This window comes from uncultured Streptococcus sp. (assembly GCF_963528215.1).
GTDB lineage: Bacteria > Bacillota > Bacilli > Lactobacillales > Streptococcaceae > Streptococcus.
The window spans coordinates 1-16,157 of record NZ_CAURVL010000017.1; the positions used below are offsets into that span (position 1 = coordinate 1).

The window sequence follows — 16,157 nt, forward strand, 5'->3', positions numbered from 1 at the left end:
ACTTTTTGATGATTTTTATTAGATAATGATAGAAAATAGATTATTTATCCAAATAAGGCTGTAAATCCTGCAAGGCTCGCTCAGCAATTTTATTCTGCTGCTTTTTGAGCCAATCGCAAGTAATCCGTCAAATGCTTGTTTTCTATATCTTCAAGCGTATGTAATTTCAAATGGCGACGGCCTTTACCCTTGCCTTCCAACAAACCGTATGGGTCTGCCATCTCGGCGCCACGACCAAATTCCACAGTTACATGCTGCTTATAAACAAAAATGCCGCAAAACGGTTCGGGGGCGGCAAACAAAATACCGCCATATTTCACTTCTTCGACTACCGTATCTGACAGTTGCCGTATTTTCGTGCGCACACTATTGGCGATTTCATACAAGGCAGGATTATTAATTAGCCAATCATCCAGCAGATTTTTTACTTTTTGGTTCATGGACTCCTCCTAATTTGAGATTGTAGGTTGGTCATTGATGTCCGATTTCCAAAATTTTTATTTATTATATCACAAATTAAGCAAAAAAGTTAGGAATTTCCTAACTTTTTGATGATTTTTATTAGATAATGATAGAAAATAGATTATTTATCCAAATAGGGCTGTAAATCCTGCAAGGCTCGCTCAGCAATTTTCTCATAGCGCTCTTTCTTGTCACGAATCCGAGGGCCATCCAGTTCTTTGATAATGCCAAAATTGACATTCATAGGTTGGAAATGCTTGCTGTCAGCATGAGTAACATAATGAGGCAGACTTCCAATAGCAGTCGTTTCTGGAAAAACAAGTGCTTCTTCTCCCTTGAAGAGTCGAGCGGCATTGATACCAGCAACCAAACCAGAAGCCGCTGATTCGACATAGCCTTCAACTCCAGTCATTTGACCTGCAAAGAAAAGATTTGGCTGTTTCTTAGAGCGGAAAGTCTGTTCAAGCAGATTTGGAGAGTCCATATAGGAGTTTCGATGCATAACACCATAACGGACAAATTCTGCATTCTCAAGACCAGGAATCATCTGAAAGACCCTCTTTTGCTCGCCCCACTTGAGATGAGTTTGGAAGCCGACAATGTTGTAAAGACTGCCTGCTGCATTGTCCTGACGAAGCTGCACCACAGCGTACGGCGTCTTAAAATCTCCGTCACGAGGCCCTTGGTAGTCATCTGGATATTCTAAACCAACTGGCTTCATCGGTCCATAAAGCATAGTTTTAATCCCTCGCTTAGCCATGACTTCAATAGGCATGCAGCCTTCAAAGTATTTTTCTTTTTCAAAGGAATTGAGCGGTGCTTCCTCAGCATTGACCAAAGCATCATGGAAATCCATAAATTCTTGCTTAGTCATAGGTGCATTGAGATAGGCTGCTTCCCCCTTATCATAGCGGGATTTGAGATAGACCTTGCTCATATCAATAGTATTGACATCAATAATTGGCGCTGCTGCGTCGTAGAAATAAAAACCGTCACCTCCATTGAGCGTGTGGATTTTTTCTGCTAAAGTATCGCTGGTCAAGGGTCCTGTCGCAATAACTGTGATGGCATCCTCCGGAATTTCGGTGATTTCTTCACGAATGACCTCAATCAATGGATGATTGGTCACTAGCTCCGTCACCATCTGCGAAAAGCCTTCTCTATCAACCGCTAGAGCACCACCTGCTGGAACCCGAGTCGCTTCTGCTGACTTTAAGATGACCGAGTCCAACCGTCGCATTTCTTCCTTGAGCAGACCGACTGCGTTGGTCAGCGCATCTCCTCGCAGAGAGTTAGAGCAGACCAGTTCTGCAAAGTCTGCAGTTTTGTGTTGAGGAGTTGACTTAACACCCCGCATTTCATAGAGTTTGACCGGGATGCCACGCTTGGCAATCTGGTAAGCTGCTTCACTGCCAGCCAGACCAGCACCGATAACATTGATATAGGATAATGACATGATACTCTCCCTTGGATATTTCTAGATTTTCACTCTGACCATTATAACAAAAAGATAGTAAAAAAGACAGACAGGAGAATTCCTGAATGTCTATCATTTTGTCATTTTTTCCAAGTAAGCAATCTTAGCAAAATCTTTATGATTGTTATTTTCATTTCGGTAAGAATCTTGGGAAGAAGCACGGTAGATAGCTAAGAATTGCTCTGCATTCGGCAGTAGAAACTCAACATCTTCAACTTCTTTTCGAGTCAACTCCTCTAGCGGCACACCAGCGAATGCCTCCAAGGTTTCCATGGCTCCAAATTCAATAGACAGATCTTCTTTTTGAAATTCATGCTCGTGCAGATCGACTAAGCGATAGCCCAAGCGCTCCATCATAGGCTCAATCTTGTCCATATCGTAAATACGTTCTTCGTCTGGTGCTTCCCAGCCACGCTCATCACCATGAACATGAATATCAATATCCCGCGCCTGCCAGTCCTGACCAGTAACTTGCTCCAGACCTAGAGAACCCATCAGAAGTGGAACAATGCCCATCTTATTCAGTTGAGACGTGATTTTTAGAAATTCTGCAAATTTATCCGTCATAAAACTATACCTCTTCTTCAGAAAGATATTTTACGTAATATAAATTATGTAAAAATAACTATTTCACTTTTTCTTCTTCGTAATCGCCATTGCTGCAGACCACTTGCTTGCCACCACCGCGTACTTTCTTTTCAATCAGATAATGGTCACATTTCGGACAGTTTCGACCGACCGGCTTGTCCCAAGATGTAAAATCACAGTCTGGATAACGATCACAGCCATAGAAAATGCGATTTCGCTTAGTCTTACGCTCGATAACTTGACCTTTCTGGCACTGTGGACAGGTCACGCCGATTTCCTTGACAATAGCCTGAGTGTGACGGCAGTCTGGGAAATTACTGCAGGCGTAGAACTTGCCAAATCTCCCTAACTTGATGACCATGGGACTGCCACAGACCTCACAGTCAAAACCAGCTGGCTCATCCTTGATTTGGATTTTCTCCATTTCAGTCTCGGCTTTAGCAACTTCCTTTTCAAAAGGCTGGTAAAACTCGTCAATAACTTTCTGCCACTGCTCTTTTCCAACTTCTACATCATCCAGTTTTGCTTCCATTTCGGCTGTAAATTTCACATTTACGATGCCTGGGAAGAATTCTACAATCAATGAATTGACAATCTCACCTAGTTCCGTCGGCTCAAAGCGCTTAGAAACCAGCTTAACGTAATATCGTTTCTGAATGGTCTCAATAGTCGGTGCATAGGTAGATGGTCGACCAACACCATTTTCTTCTAAAGTCTTGATGAGAGTCGCTTCAGAATAACGTGCAGGTGGCTGGGTAAAGTGCTGTTCTGGATTGGTATTAACACGTTTGACGGTATCACCCTTTTCCATGTCCGGCAGCATTTTATTCTTGTCAGAGTCGTTGTAAATAGCCAGATAGCCATCAAACTTGACCTGACTGCCGTTGGCAGCAAATTGGACACCATTTTGCCCCAGCTTAACATTCATAGTATCAAAGACTGCTGCTGTCATTTGACTGGCTACAAAACGGTTCCAAATCAGCGTATAGAGCTTAAGCTGATCCTTATCCAGATACTTTGCGATGCTTTCTGGAGTATTGAAAACGCTGGAAGGACGAATGGCTTCGTGGGCATCTTGAGCGCCAGAAGCGTTCTTGGGCTTTCTGCCATGTTTGGAATATTTGGCGCCAAATTTATCCGTTATAAAGCTTGCTGCTTCATTTTGCGCTACTGGACTGATACGAGTCGAGTCGGTACGCATATACGTAATAAGACCTTGTACACCAGAACCAATATTAATCCCTTCATAGAGCTGCTGAGCCACCATCATGGTCTTACGAGTCCGGAAATTAATCTTATTAGCTGCATCCTGTTGCATAGAGGAAGTCGTGTAAGGCAGCGGAGCATTGCGTCGACGCTCTTTCTTTTCAACACTGTCGACTGTAAAATCATCACCCTTGAGATGAGACAGGACTTCTTTGACCTCGTCGTTGTTAGTCAGCTTCATCTTTTTACCGTTCATGCCATAGAAGCTGGCCTGAAACTGACGAGTTCCTTTCTTGAAGGTTCCGTCAATTGTCCAGTATTCTTCTGGTTTGAAGGCATTGATTTCATTTTCTCGGTCGATAATCAGCTTGAGGGCGACAGACTGAACCCGACCAGCTGAAAGGCCTTTTTTGACTTTCTTCCAGAGAATAGGAGAAATAGAATAACCAACCAAGCGATCCAAAACACGACGAGCCTGCTGGGCATCGACCAGATCCATATCAATCTGGCGCGGCTCTTTAAAAGCGTTCTTGACTGCATCTTTGGTGATTTCATTAAAGACGACGCGGTTTTTCTCTTTCTCATCCAGATTAAGAATATGAGCCAGATGCCAAGAAATAGCTTCTCCTTCGCGGTCCGGGTCACTTGCCAGAAAGACTTGCTTAGCTTTCTTCGCTTCTTTTTTCAAGTCATTAATCAAGGGACCTTTACCACGAATATTGATGTATTGCGGCTCATAGTTGTTCTCAAAATCAATGGACATCGTAGACTTTTTCAGGTCACGAATATGCCCGACACTGGCCAGAACCTTGTAGTTTCGTCCCAGATATTTTTCTATTGTTTTTGCCTTGGCAGGCGACTCTACGATGACAAGATTTTTCTTGGTCGTAGACTTTTTCTTTGTTTTTGTTACCAATTTAGACACCTTCTATAAGAAATAAATCTCATAGAGTTTAAACTATTTTTTGATAGATGTCAACTGCCAACTTTTCTTATAGGAAAACTTGTTTTAAAAATCAAACTCAGAAAGAACGTCAGAGCCTGATGTAATGCACTTTGCACCCTCTTGGATCAAATGATGGCAACCGTCAGATTTTCCATCTAAAATTGACCCCGGAATAGCAAAGACATCTCGCCCTTCTTCCATGGCTCGCTCACAGGTAATCAGACTGCCTGAACGCATCTTAGCTTCTGCCACGATGACGCCTCGACAGAGACCAGCGATGATACGATTTCGCTCTGGAAAATGAAATTTCAAAGGCTGTTCACCTGGACCATACTCTGTCAGCAATAAATGATTTTTGCCAATGTAAGCTTGTAATTTTTTGTTAGCCTTGGGATAAAAGACATCTAAACCGGTACCAATGACAGCAATTGTCTGACCTCCGTTTTGCAGGGCAGCCATATGGGCCGCTGTATCTATTCCACGAGCTAGGCCACTGACGATAACCAACTCATTGTTTAGCTCTTTGATAATCTTTTGTACAGAGGCATTTCCTTGCTTACTGCTGTCTCGACTACCAACCACCGCAGCCTTGGGCAATTCTAGTAGATTTAGATTCCCCTGATAAAATAACAAAGTCGGGGCATCATAAATCTCACATAAATCCCAAGGGTAAATATCATCCAAGATAGAAAAGGACGGAAAAAGTTCGAATTCTTCCTTCAAAGCTGGTAGATCAAGACGTTTATACTTCTCTATAAAGAGAGCGGGATTACGGCACTCAGATACGACAGCCTTATCTCGGAGAGAAAGCTTGCTATCTCTACTCTCGGCGTATCTCAAAACATTTAAAACCTGATGATTAGTCAAACCAGCTTTTTTCATTTTATAAATCTCAAAATTATTCATTTTTTCACCTCACTTTCTTATTCGTAAAAAATTCAAAAAAAGAACTGCAATACAGTTCCTTCTTTACGATTTTATTGAATTTGATGTTGTCAATAGCTGGTCTCCTTGACTATTTGCCTTTAACCCATCTTTTATTCTTTATGAACAGGAATTTCCTTAATAATTCGTGCTGGATTACCAGCCAAGACTACATTGTCACCAAAAGACTTAGTCACAACCGCTCCTGCTCCGACTACCACATTATCCCCTAGTGTCACTCCTGGCAGAATCGTCACACCTCCGCCAGCCCAGAAATTATCACCAATAGTGATTGGTGCTCCGTACTCAATACCGGAATTTCTTTCCACTGGATCAAGCGGATGAAGAGGTGTCAAAAACTGACAATTTGGACCGAGCATGCCATTGTTTCCGATGCGAATGGGGCAAACGTCCAGCATAGTCAGGTTCCAGTTAGAACAAAAATTTTCTCCTAAATGAATGTTAATTCCGTAGTCGCAAACCAAATCTGGCTTCATAGCAAGATTATTTCCCGTACTGCCAAACCATTCCTTGATAATGGCCGTACGCTTGTCACTGTCTTGCTCGTGGTTGAAACGATATTGAAATTCTTTGGAGCGGGCTCTAATTTTTCTTAAATCTTCGTCTTGTGGTCGGTAAATCTCTCCAGCAATCATTTTTTCGTATTCGCTTTGCATGTCATCCTCCTTTTCATGCGTGACAAATGGATGGTCAGGTAAAGTTGTTCATCCTCTGATGTTTGGTAATTTCTGGTTTGCTTTAAAAATTCAGCAATCTTCCTAGTTGTCTCATAAGCCAAGGGATACTTACATTTAAGTAAGTCAAACATCTCATTGTCCTCTAAATCACGGTGGCCGCTATCAGTCAGGACTCGCTCACAGAAAAATTTTAGATGGGTCATGAAGCGCTCAAGGTAGATGTCTTCCTCGTCTAAAGAAATTTCCAAACTGTACTTGACAATGGTCATGATTTCCTCCATCATCATAGTCAAATCACGCGCAGTTCCGTCGCCATTTTCCAGCTCTGCATTGACCAAGGTCAGCGCCATAAAAGCTGCTTCATCATCTGGAAGTTCCTTGCTGACATAAGCACTCAAAAGCTGTTTGGCATACTGACCAACCTCAAACTCGATAGGAAAAAAGCGTTTAATATCCCACATGAGGAAATTCTTGAGGTAAATATCATCTTCCAAGCGCAGCAAGACTCCGTGGATATGATCTGCCATCGCCAGAAAAGCAGTGTCTTTGAGTTTCTTCTGCAGTTTCTCCCTTGCGAAAGAAATAATCTTATCTGACATTTCCATGACCTCTGCTGGCAACTCCATCAGAAGCTGTCGTCTATTTTCTGACAAGACATACTTTTTCTCAATCAGCTCATCTGGAATCTCCTGGCCAACTTTTCGACCAAAGGCCAGTCCTCGTCCCATTAGAATAACTTCTTCTTGGTCTTCTTCAGAAATCACTACATTATTGTTTAAGATTTTACTGATCAGCATGCCTCACCTCTTCGAGCTTATTCACACATTGATTTTACGGGTTCAAATGTCTTGCGATGAAAAGGAGTTACGCCGTTTCGCTCTAATCCCTGCAAATGGCTCTTAGTGCCATAACCGGCATTTTGCGCAAAATCATAGCCAGGAAATTCCTTATCGTAATCTGTCATTAGCTTATCCCGACTAACCTTAGCTACGATACTGGCTGCCGCGATAGACAGAGAATTGGCATCGCCTTTGATGATGGACTCTTGCGGAATCTCAACATCCAGTTTCATGGCATCAATCAGCAGATAATCCGGCTTGAGACTCAATTTAGACAAAGCCTCTTTCATAGCAAGTTTGGTCGCTTCGTAGATATTGACTTGATCAATAATCTCGCTGTCCATCAGGCCAATACCGACTGCCAAGGCTTTATCCATGACTGCTTGATAGATATCTTGGTGCTTTTTCTTAGGAATCTTCTTACTGTCGTTGAGCCCCTTAATTTTACATCCTGGAGGTAAGATAACAGCTGCAGCGACAACTGGTCCAGCTAGAGGACCACGGCCGACTTCATCAATTCCAGCAATCGCCTGATAGCCGGCTTGATAAAGTTCTTTTTCATACCGTAGCATCTGCTCCAGACGCAAATCCTCATCTAACTCTGCCTGAATGGCTCTTTTGCGCTTTTCAATCGCCTTTTGAACTCCACTGCGCGAATCATTCGCTGCTTCTGCCAGAAAAGGATCAGCCAAATCTGTCACCAATTCTAAACGTTGCTGGATTTCTTTAATCGTTGCCATCTAGTTCTCCAACCGTATCCAAGCAATAAAGACCTAACTTGCCATCGCGGACATCTTTGACAAAAAGGCTGTAAAAACGGTCATAGTCATCGCGGAAGCCGAGCTTTTTGGTCATATCCATAATCATATCAGGTGCTTCCTGACTTAGATCCAGCTGCTTGAAGCGTGCTGTCAGCTCCTCAGGATAATGCTCCTTAAAATAATTAAGGCCAAAAATCGTCACCTCATCCATAGGCAGCAGATTATCCTTAATAGCTCCAGTTAGAGCAAGCTTAAGAGCAACCGTCTCATCTTCAAACTTAGGCCAGAGAATACCTGGTGTATCTAATATTTCCAAGTCTTTATTTGACTTGAGCCATTGCTGACCTTTTGTCACACCTGGCTTATTCCCTACAACGGCAATTTTCTTACCTGCCAAGCGATTCATGAGTGTTGATTTGCCAGCATTGGGAATACCGATTATCATGGTACGCAGGGTTTCGATGCGAATTCCTCTCTCTTTCTGACGCGCCAATTTATCTGCCATAAGCTTTTTGGCTGCCTCCGTCACTTTTTTAACAGCAGATTGCTCTTTGGAATTAATAGACAAGGTCGGAATCCCCTGGCTTTCAAAATAGCTCTGCCATTCCTTAATACGAATAGGGTCTGCCAAATCAGCCTTGTTTAAAATCAAAAGCTTGGGCTTGTCACCCACAATCTTAGTTAGCATAGGATTTTGACTGGATAAAGGAAGCCTCGCATCAACCAGTATCGTCACAAAATCAACAAACTTAATATTTTCCTGTACCTGTCTCCGTGCCTTAGACATATGCCCCGGAAACCATTGAATCGTTGCCATAATTTATCCTTTCAACGAATATCATTGATAAAATTTTATATCTTTAACTATTTTAACATATTTCTAGGATTTAAGCGGATGAATCCAAAACGGACCACTCAACATCTCTAAGAACAAAGTAAAAAGCCCTAGCAGGCTTTCTAACTTTATCTTACTTGTTCAAAATGCAGATGCACAGCGATATGATCTCCATAGCCGTTGCGCTCTAAATCGCGCTGCAAGCGATAGGAAATATAATGCTCGGCAATAGTAATATAACCTGCACCCAAGAGGCGGCTTTCAACCATGGACTGAATCATGCTAATTGTTGCTCTCTCCACTTTTGCTTCTTGCAAATCCAGAACCACTTTCTTTGTAACCTGCGCTAAATTCTGACGCAAATCATCCGTCAACACATAGACAGTCTGAGCTGCCTTTAAAACTGCTTGATAAATTTTATCTGGGTCAAATTCTACAACCTCACCGCTCCGTTTAATAACTTGCATAAAAAAACTCCTTTTATAATATATATTTCTAATCTGATGTATGTCTCTAACATGACTGCTGCCAATCTAGTTATCTATAGTCTGCTCAAAAAGAAATTCCAAAGCTAGACCATACTTTTACATTATATAATTTTTTCCAATATTTTTCAAAGGATGCTTCCTTTTTTCTTTAGCCTTAAAAGACTATATAAAAGGACTGCTCTAGGCAATCCTTTCTAGAAATATTTCTTTCAGTTTTATCAATTAATAATCCGGTCTCAGGACACCTTTAACCGTCTCTTTGGTTGCTTGATAGTCGCCATCAACAACGACCTTGATAATGCGTTTGGCATCTTCTTCAGGCGCAGGCACAAGCGGTAAGCGGGTTGGCCCAGCCGCAAAACCCAAGTAATTAAGAACAGCCTTGACTGGTGCTGGACTTGGATAAGAGAAGAGGGCATTGACTTTAGGGATGAATTTCCGTTGGATAGCTGCTGCTTTTTTGATGTCATTGTGCTCAATAGCATCTAGCATTTCAAACATTTCATCACCGTTTGTGTGAGAAGCAACAGAAATAACTCCATCAGCCCCCAGATTCATAGCATGAAAGGCATCGCCATCCTCACCGGTATAAATCAGAAACTCCTCTGGACGATGCTCAATCAGATAGGCCATATTCGCCAGACTGGTACATTCTTTAACGCCGATAATATTTGGATGTTCAGCCAACCTCAGCATAGTCTCAGGTGTCATCTCAACTACTACCCGGCCAGGTATATTGTAGATAATGATGGGCAGGTTTGAAGCATCCGCAATGGCTTTAAAGTGCTGATACATCCCTTCCTGAGAAGGTTTGTTGTAATAGGGTACGATGGCCAAACCAGCTGCAAAACCACCAAATGCATCTACTTCTTTGACGAATTCGATAGAGTCGCGCGTTTCATTGGTACCGACACCGGCTATCAAAGGAACACGCCCCTTGACAACCTTTTGAACAGCCGCAAATAATTCCAACTCTTCATCGTGAGTCAGGGTTGGACTTTCAGCAGTTGTTCCAGCTAGCAAAATCCCATCCGTATGATGCGCCAAAAGGTGCTCAATCAAGTCTGGAATAGCTTCAAAATTGATAGAACCATCATCATGAAAAGGAGTAATAAAAGCTGTGATGATTTTACAGTTTTTCAGATCCGCATACGCCATAAACTTACCTCTCTTTGTACGAAAAGAGGGTTGAAAGAACGACTATTCAACCCTGTGCTGTCAAGTTTCCTTGGTCACTTTATTTTAATTCAAAAACAACTTCTGCTGTCGGACGAACTAAACCACGCTCATGCAGTGTCTCTGCGATTTGAACAGAATTCCAAGCCGCTCCTTTAAGAAGATTGTCTGAAACGACCCACATGTGGATTCCTTTTTCCGCATCAAGATCCTTGCGAATCCGACCAACAAAGGTTTCTTTCTTACCAACTGCATTGATTGCTTGCGGATAAACCTGATGAGCTACATCATCCTCCAGAACAGCACCAGGAAAGGCTGAAATTGCTGCTTTTACCTGATCAATAGGTGCAACTTCCTTAGTCTCGATGTAGACAGACTCTGAGTGAGCAGATAAAATCGGAAGGCGAACACATGTCGCAGAAACAGCAATAGAATCATCTTCCATGATTTTCTTGGTTTCCTTGGTCATCTTCATCTCTTCATAAGTGTAGTCGTTATCTGTAAAGACATCAATCTGAGGTAAGGCATTAAAAGCAATAGGATAATGTTTTTTATCACCGCCACATGGGAGGATATTGGCTTCCGTGTCCTTAGGATTCACACCATCATTGAGAACAGAGCGCAATTGAGCTTGGGTTTCAAGAATAGCTCCCATACCTGCACCAGAAACAGCTTGATAGGTAGACACAATGATGCGCTCCAGCCCCCATTGCTGACGAACAGGCTCTAAAGCCACCATCATCTGAATTGTCGAGCAGTTAGGGCAAGCGATAATTCCCTTGTGCTGATCTAAGGCATGGGCGTTGACTTCTGGAACAACCAAAGGAACATCAGGATTTTGACGGAAATAAGAGGTGTTATCGACCACTACTGCTCCAGCTTTGACTGCGTAAGGAGCGAATTTTGCTGAGGTAGAACCACCAGCTGAAAAGAGAGCAATATCTACACCTTCAAAAGCCGTCTCAGTCGTCTCTTCAATAGTAATGTCTTGTCCCTTGAACTGGAGAACTTTACCAGCTGAACGAGCAGACGCCAGATAGCGTATTTTATCAATTGGAAGGCTAGACTCTTCCAGCATTTTAATCATTTGAGATCCAACGGCACCAGTGGCACCTACTACAGCAACTGTATATCCCATGTGATAACCTCTCTGAATTTTCAAAAAATTTTGTATTGTTAGTATTATACTATTTTTAGGGAAAAATGCAAATATTTCTGAAGAATATAAGTTCGATATTTTAGATAAACTGCATTTACACACTGCTCTATAACTCAACTGCCTTCTGCGAAGTTGTTTCATCAAGAGCAATAGCACTCACGACGTAGATCGTCTCAGTATCAATGTCTCTAAGCTCGTCTATAACTAACTGTCTTGCCTCTCTAAGAGACATAGAAAAATCCCCAATCCGAAGACTGGGGATAAGGGCACTTTCGTGTGATCAGCAGGTTCACACAACTGATCAAGGCCCGCTCCTGCGTTATGACCTCCCATGCTTCAATTTGCAGAAAATCTGCATATCGACTCATCGCACGAAATATAGTTTACCTTATCTTTTTCCGTTTTGTCAAGGTATTTAATCTAAAATATAAACAAAAACTTGTCTATCCTTCCACTCCTGCCCTTCTTTTTGGAATTGTTTCCGTACTCCTTCACGATAGAAATCAGCTTGCTCCAGCAAATTCTGCGAAGGGATATTCTGTAGATCAACATGTGCTTCTAAACGATGAAATCCTAGTTCGCGACTGACTTTCTTGAGTTCTTCTAACATAGCTCTGGCGTAGCCCTGACGCCAAAATTGATTATGTATCGTATAACCTATTTCTGCCCATTGAAAATCATCTCTAGCTAGCACAAATAAATTAACCATACCTACATGTTTTCCTCTTTTTGCATCATAAATTCCCCAAATATACTGTTGGTCTTTCTCTCGGAAATCGCGGTGCTTAGCCACCAAATCCGCAAACCAACTTTCTGTACAAATTGTCATATCTAAAAGCCCAGCATCAAATGGTGATTGAGAAGGCAGTCTATTGGAAAATCCTTCCAGCCAAACCGAGTAATCCTTCTCTTCCAGATATTTTAAATAAATATGTTTCATAAATACTTACTTCCCTCTCGAATACTAAGTCCAGCCATTTCTATCTGATGCCGCTCGATAAATTCTCTGACCCAGTCTGGATTGGTTTTTGAATAATCTCTCAGCGCCCAGCCAATGGCCTTGTTAATAAAGAATTCTGTTTGGCCTAGATTATTCACTAAAATCTTCTCCAAGAGCTCCGTGTCTGTTTCCTCTTTCCGCAATAGCTGATGATCAATTGCCAAGCGCCGCAGCCAGATATCCTCATCACGACTCCAAGCTAAAATAATCTCTTTGGTTTCTGGAAATCGGGCAATGATGGATCCAACCAAGCGGTCCAAAAAGTCAATGGTATCCCACCAAGATTTTGTTTGAGCCAGCTTTTTCAAATGAGACAAGTCAGATGGAATCAATAGTTTCTTGCGACTTTCCAGATAATCTAGCACAGCATACTGTAATTCTCGATAGGGATTACTCCAAGATTCATTTATAAAATCCCAGTCAATAACAGAGTCAGTCTGCTGTTTGAAAAAAGCCTTTGCGAGTTTCCGTCTAGCCGGAGTCTTGACTCCTAGAAACTCAAATTTATTTTTCATATAGGCTTTCATAGCCACTGCATTATCAGGGTTAGCTACAGTCTTTAACTCTTTTACCAATTCCTCTACATTCATAGCTTACTCCAGCAATTCACGGTCATAAATAGTGTAGTCACAGCGATAAATCACAAGACGCTTGCCATCAATCAGCAATTCAGAAGTTTTAGGAGCATCTGACTTATCAAGAGAGACACGGTCGCCAGCATAGGCAGCCAACGGAGTGCCGTTTTGAGAGCGAATCAAAATGACCTTTTTCTTTCCGGTAAAGTCGTTTTTAAAGGCTGAAATCATGCGATTTAAAACGGGAACTGAATGGCTATTCTCCTCAACATCTGCAGTCTTTTGATATTGAGCAAAGACATCTTTCAAGCCTTTTTCTTCTGCTATTAAGGAAGAGCCCACATGGTCAATCTCATACTTACCCAAAGTAATTTTGAGCACAGATGAATCTTCCTTTGAATTTCCTTCCGCATCAACTGAATCAAACTCCTCGTTACGAGAGATTGATAGGGACTTACCCGACATTTGGTCAATAAGCTGGGAATTTTCATCATAGGTGCGAACCGTCATCTCCAACCCCAACCATTCCTCTTTGGCATTTTTGAACCAATTTTCAACGGACTGACAGCCGGTCAAGGTCAAAAGACCAATACTTAGAAGAGTTATTAATAAATGTTTCTTTTTCATCATTTCCACTCCATTTCTTTTAAAAGTTTGATGGGGCCAGCTTGCTTGTCTAAGGACTTTTGCAGCCAAACAATGTCATGCCAACGCTCGAATTTATAGCCAATTTTAGGGAAATGTGCCACCTGCTGGTAGCCACTTTTTCGATGCAAAGCCAGACTAGCTTCGTTTGGCAAAGAAATACAGGCTAGAAAATGCATATATCCCATCTGATCTAACAGGTCTTCAAGTTCATCATAAAGCTTACTGCCGACTCCTTTTCCTCTAGCATCTTGACTGACATAGACGGACAATTCCACCGCCCAATCATAGGCTGCACGCGCATAATAAGTCGAAGCATAGGCATAACCTAAAATTAAACCATCTTCCTCCGCTACCAGATAAGGATATTTTTCCAATGTTTTCTCAATCCTATTTGCAAAATCCTCAATGGTCGGTATTTCATATTCAAAAGTGATGGCTGTATTCTCTACATAAGGCGCGTAAATATCAAGCAAGGTCGCAGTGTCTGATGGTGTTGCTAATCTAATGTTCATTTTGACTCCATATTCTATTCTCATTATTTTCACTATTATACCAAAAAAAGACTCGTAAAGAGCCTTTTAGACCAAGATCAAAATAGACCAATCGCTGTGCCGTCTGCCGCTACATCCATATTGAGTGCTGCAGGTCGTTTTGGCAATCCTGGCATGGTCATGACATCTCCTGTCAAAGCCACGATAAAGCCTGCTCCAAGTTTTGGTACTAGTTCACGAATGGTAATTTCGAAGTTTTCTGGCGCACCAAGAGCTGCAGGATTGTCAGAGAAGCTATACTGTGTTTTGGCCATACAGATTGGCAGCTTGTCCCAGCCGTTTTTGACAATTTCCCGAATCTGAGTCTGCGCTTTTTTCTCAAAGTTCACCTTTGAACCACGATAGATTTCTCTGACAATTTTCTCTATTTTTTCTTCAATAGATGAATCATTGTCATAGAGGCGAGTGTAATGCGCTGGTTTTTCGTCAATAGTTTTGACAACAGTTTCAGCTAGAGCTACACCACCTTGAGCGCCATCAGCCCATACACTAGCAAGCTCAACCGGTACTCCGATTTCTGCACAAAGTTCCTTAAGCGTAGCAATTTCAGCCTCCGTGTCAGAGACAAATTCATTGATGGCCACTACTACTGGAATACCGAACTTACGGATATTTTCAACGTGCCGCTTGAGATTAGCAAAGCCAGCTCTGACTGCCTCAACATTTTCTTCTGTAAGTGCATCCTTAGCTACTCCACCATTCATCTTGAGGGCGCGCAAGGTTGCAACAATTACGACTGCATCTGGAGAAGTCGGTAAGTTTGGAGTTTTAATATCCAAGAATTTCTCAGCACCAAGGTCCGCACCAAATCCTGCTTCTGTCACCGTATAATCAGCCAAGCGTAGCGCTGTGCTAGTCGCCAAAACAGAGTTACAGCCATGGGCGATATTGGCAAAAGGCCCGCCATGAACAAAGGCTGGTGTCCCGTAAATAGTCTGAACCAGATTTGGCTTAATCGCATCTTTCAAGACCAAAGCCAAGGCACCTTCGACCTCAAGGTCACGAACATAGACTGGTGAGCGGTCATAACGATAACCGATGACAATGTTAGCCAAGCGCCTTTTCAAATCTTCAATATCCGTAGCTAGGCAAAGAATCGCCATAATTTCAGAAGCAACCGTAATGTCAAAACCATCTTCCCGCGGAATACCATTGACAGGACTTCCTAAGCCAACGGTCACATGGCGAAGAGCTCGGTCATTTAGGTCAACCACCCGCTTCCAGATAATACGACGCTGATCGATTCCCAGTGCATTTCCCTGATGAAGATGATTATCGATAAGAGCTGACAGGGCATTATTAGCAGTCGTAATGGCGTGCATATCGCCAGTAAAATGCAAGTTAATATCTTCCATAGGTAAGACCTGCGCGTAACCTCCGCCAGCTGCTCCTCCCTTGATGCCCATCACAGGCCCCAGAGATGGTTCCCGGATAGCAATCATAGTTTTCTTGCCAATTTTATTGAGTGCGTCAGCCAGTCCAATGGTAATGGTAGACTTGCCTTCTCCAGCAGGCGTCGGATTGATAGCCGTTACCAAAATCAGTTTCCCAACAGGATTTTTTTCAACCTCACGAATTTTATCAAAGCTTAGCTTAGCCTTGTACTTACCATATAGTTCTAAGTCGTCATAGTCGATGCCGACTTTTTTCACCACATCCACAATAGACTGCAATTCAACACTTTGAGCAATTACAATATCTGTTTTCATCAAGAACTCCTCTATCAATTAATATAAAGATTATAACAAAAAAGAGCAAAATCAACATGATTAAGCTCTAAAAATATTTTAATGTTCGGGAAAAACGAAGAACTTGGAAATTTTT

At 42.2% G+C, this 16,157-nt stretch carries 17 protein-coding genes; all 17 read right to left on the reverse strand.

From position 1 onward, the window contains the following. Positions 1–89: 89 nt before the first annotated feature. Positions 90–440: a DUF1801 domain-containing protein gene (locus RWS24_RS07430; RefSeq protein WP_002906562.1), complete on the reverse strand. Its 351-nt coding sequence runs from the start codon at positions 438–440 to the stop codon at positions 90–92. Between the two features lie 143 nt (positions 441–583). Beyond that, entirely contained in the window at positions 584–1,918 is a 1,335-nt protein-coding gene (gene trmFO / locus RWS24_RS07435; protein WP_314366441.1) for a methylenetetrahydrofolate--tRNA-(uracil(54)-C(5))-methyltransferase (FADH(2)-oxidizing) TrmFO, read from the reverse strand. A 93-nt stretch (positions 1,919–2,011) separates the two neighbouring features. Beyond that, entirely contained in the window at positions 2,012–2,506 is a 495-nt protein-coding gene (locus tag RWS24_RS07440) for a phosphoribosylanthranilate isomerase (protein ID WP_314366443.1), read from the reverse strand. Positions 2,507–2,564: 58 nt separating this feature from the next. After that, a complete protein-coding gene (gene topA / locus RWS24_RS07445; protein ID WP_314366445.1) occupies positions 2,565–4,658 on the reverse strand; it encodes a type I DNA topoisomerase in 2,094 nt (697 codons plus the stop codon). Positions 4,659–4,742: 84 nt separating this feature from the next. After that, complete coding sequence (gene dprA, locus RWS24_RS07450; RefSeq protein ID WP_314366446.1) at positions 4,743–5,585, reverse strand: DNA-processing protein DprA; 843 nt, start codon at positions 5,583–5,585, stop codon at positions 4,743–4,745. Positions 5,586–5,716: 131 nt separating this feature from the next. Further along, positions 5,717–6,280: a sugar O-acetyltransferase gene (locus tag RWS24_RS07455; protein WP_314366447.1), complete on the reverse strand. Its 564-nt coding sequence runs from the start codon at positions 6,278–6,280 to the stop codon at positions 5,717–5,719. Then, entirely contained in the window at positions 6,256–7,098 is an 843-nt protein-coding gene (locus tag RWS24_RS07460; protein ID WP_111675805.1) for a PRD domain-containing protein, read from the reverse strand. Before RWS24_RS07460 ends, RWS24_RS07455 begins: the two co-directional genes overlap by 25 nt. Before the next feature lie 17 nt (positions 7,099–7,115). Beyond that, complete coding sequence (locus tag RWS24_RS07465; RefSeq protein ID WP_314366450.1) at positions 7,116–7,880, reverse strand: ribonuclease HII; 765 nt, start codon at positions 7,878–7,880, stop codon at positions 7,116–7,118. After that, a complete protein-coding gene (gene ylqF, locus RWS24_RS07470) occupies positions 7,867–8,718 on the reverse strand; it encodes a ribosome biogenesis GTPase YlqF (protein ID WP_314366452.1) in 852 nt (283 codons plus the stop codon). Before ylqF ends, RWS24_RS07465 begins: the two co-directional genes overlap by 14 nt. A gap of 146 nt (positions 8,719–8,864) precedes the next feature. After that, entirely contained in the window at positions 8,865–9,203 is a 339-nt protein-coding gene (locus RWS24_RS07475; RefSeq protein WP_314366453.1) for an ATP cone domain-containing protein, read from the reverse strand. A gap of 243 nt (positions 9,204–9,446) precedes the next feature. Beyond that, positions 9,447–10,382 (reverse strand): 4-hydroxy-tetrahydrodipicolinate synthase, encoded by a 936-nt coding sequence (dapA, locus tag RWS24_RS07480; RefSeq protein ID WP_125378451.1) that lies wholly within the window; start codon positions 10,380–10,382, stop codon positions 9,447–9,449. 79 nt (positions 10,383–10,461) lie between these two features. Then, positions 10,462–11,538 (reverse strand): aspartate-semialdehyde dehydrogenase, encoded by a 1,077-nt coding sequence (locus RWS24_RS07485; RefSeq protein WP_032910421.1) that lies wholly within the window; start codon positions 11,536–11,538, stop codon positions 10,462–10,464. Positions 11,539–11,974: 436 nt separating this feature from the next. Continuing rightward, entirely contained in the window at positions 11,975–12,499 is a 525-nt protein-coding gene (locus RWS24_RS07490) for a GNAT family N-acetyltransferase (RefSeq protein ID WP_125331046.1), read from the reverse strand. Beyond that, entirely contained in the window at positions 12,496–13,149 is a 654-nt protein-coding gene (locus RWS24_RS07495) for a DNA alkylation repair protein (protein WP_314366458.1), read from the reverse strand. The genes RWS24_RS07490 and RWS24_RS07495 overlap by 4 nt, the downstream gene beginning before the upstream one ends. A gap of 3 nt (positions 13,150–13,152) precedes the next feature. Beyond that, positions 13,153–13,764, reverse strand: a complete 612-nt coding sequence (locus RWS24_RS07500; RefSeq protein WP_314366460.1) for a DUF5052 family protein — start codon at positions 13,762–13,764, stop codon at positions 13,153–13,155. Then, on the reverse strand, positions 13,761–14,294 hold the full coding sequence (locus tag RWS24_RS07505) for a GNAT family N-acetyltransferase (protein ID WP_314366462.1): 534 nt from the start codon (positions 14,292–14,294) through the stop codon (positions 13,761–13,763). Before RWS24_RS07505 ends, RWS24_RS07500 begins: the two co-directional genes overlap by 4 nt. A gap of 77 nt (positions 14,295–14,371) precedes the next feature. Further along, positions 14,372–16,042, reverse strand: coding sequence for a formate--tetrahydrofolate ligase (locus RWS24_RS07510; RefSeq protein ID WP_314366463.1), 1,671 nt, complete (start codon positions 16,040–16,042; stop codon positions 14,372–14,374). Positions 16,043–16,157 lie beyond the last annotated feature (115 nt).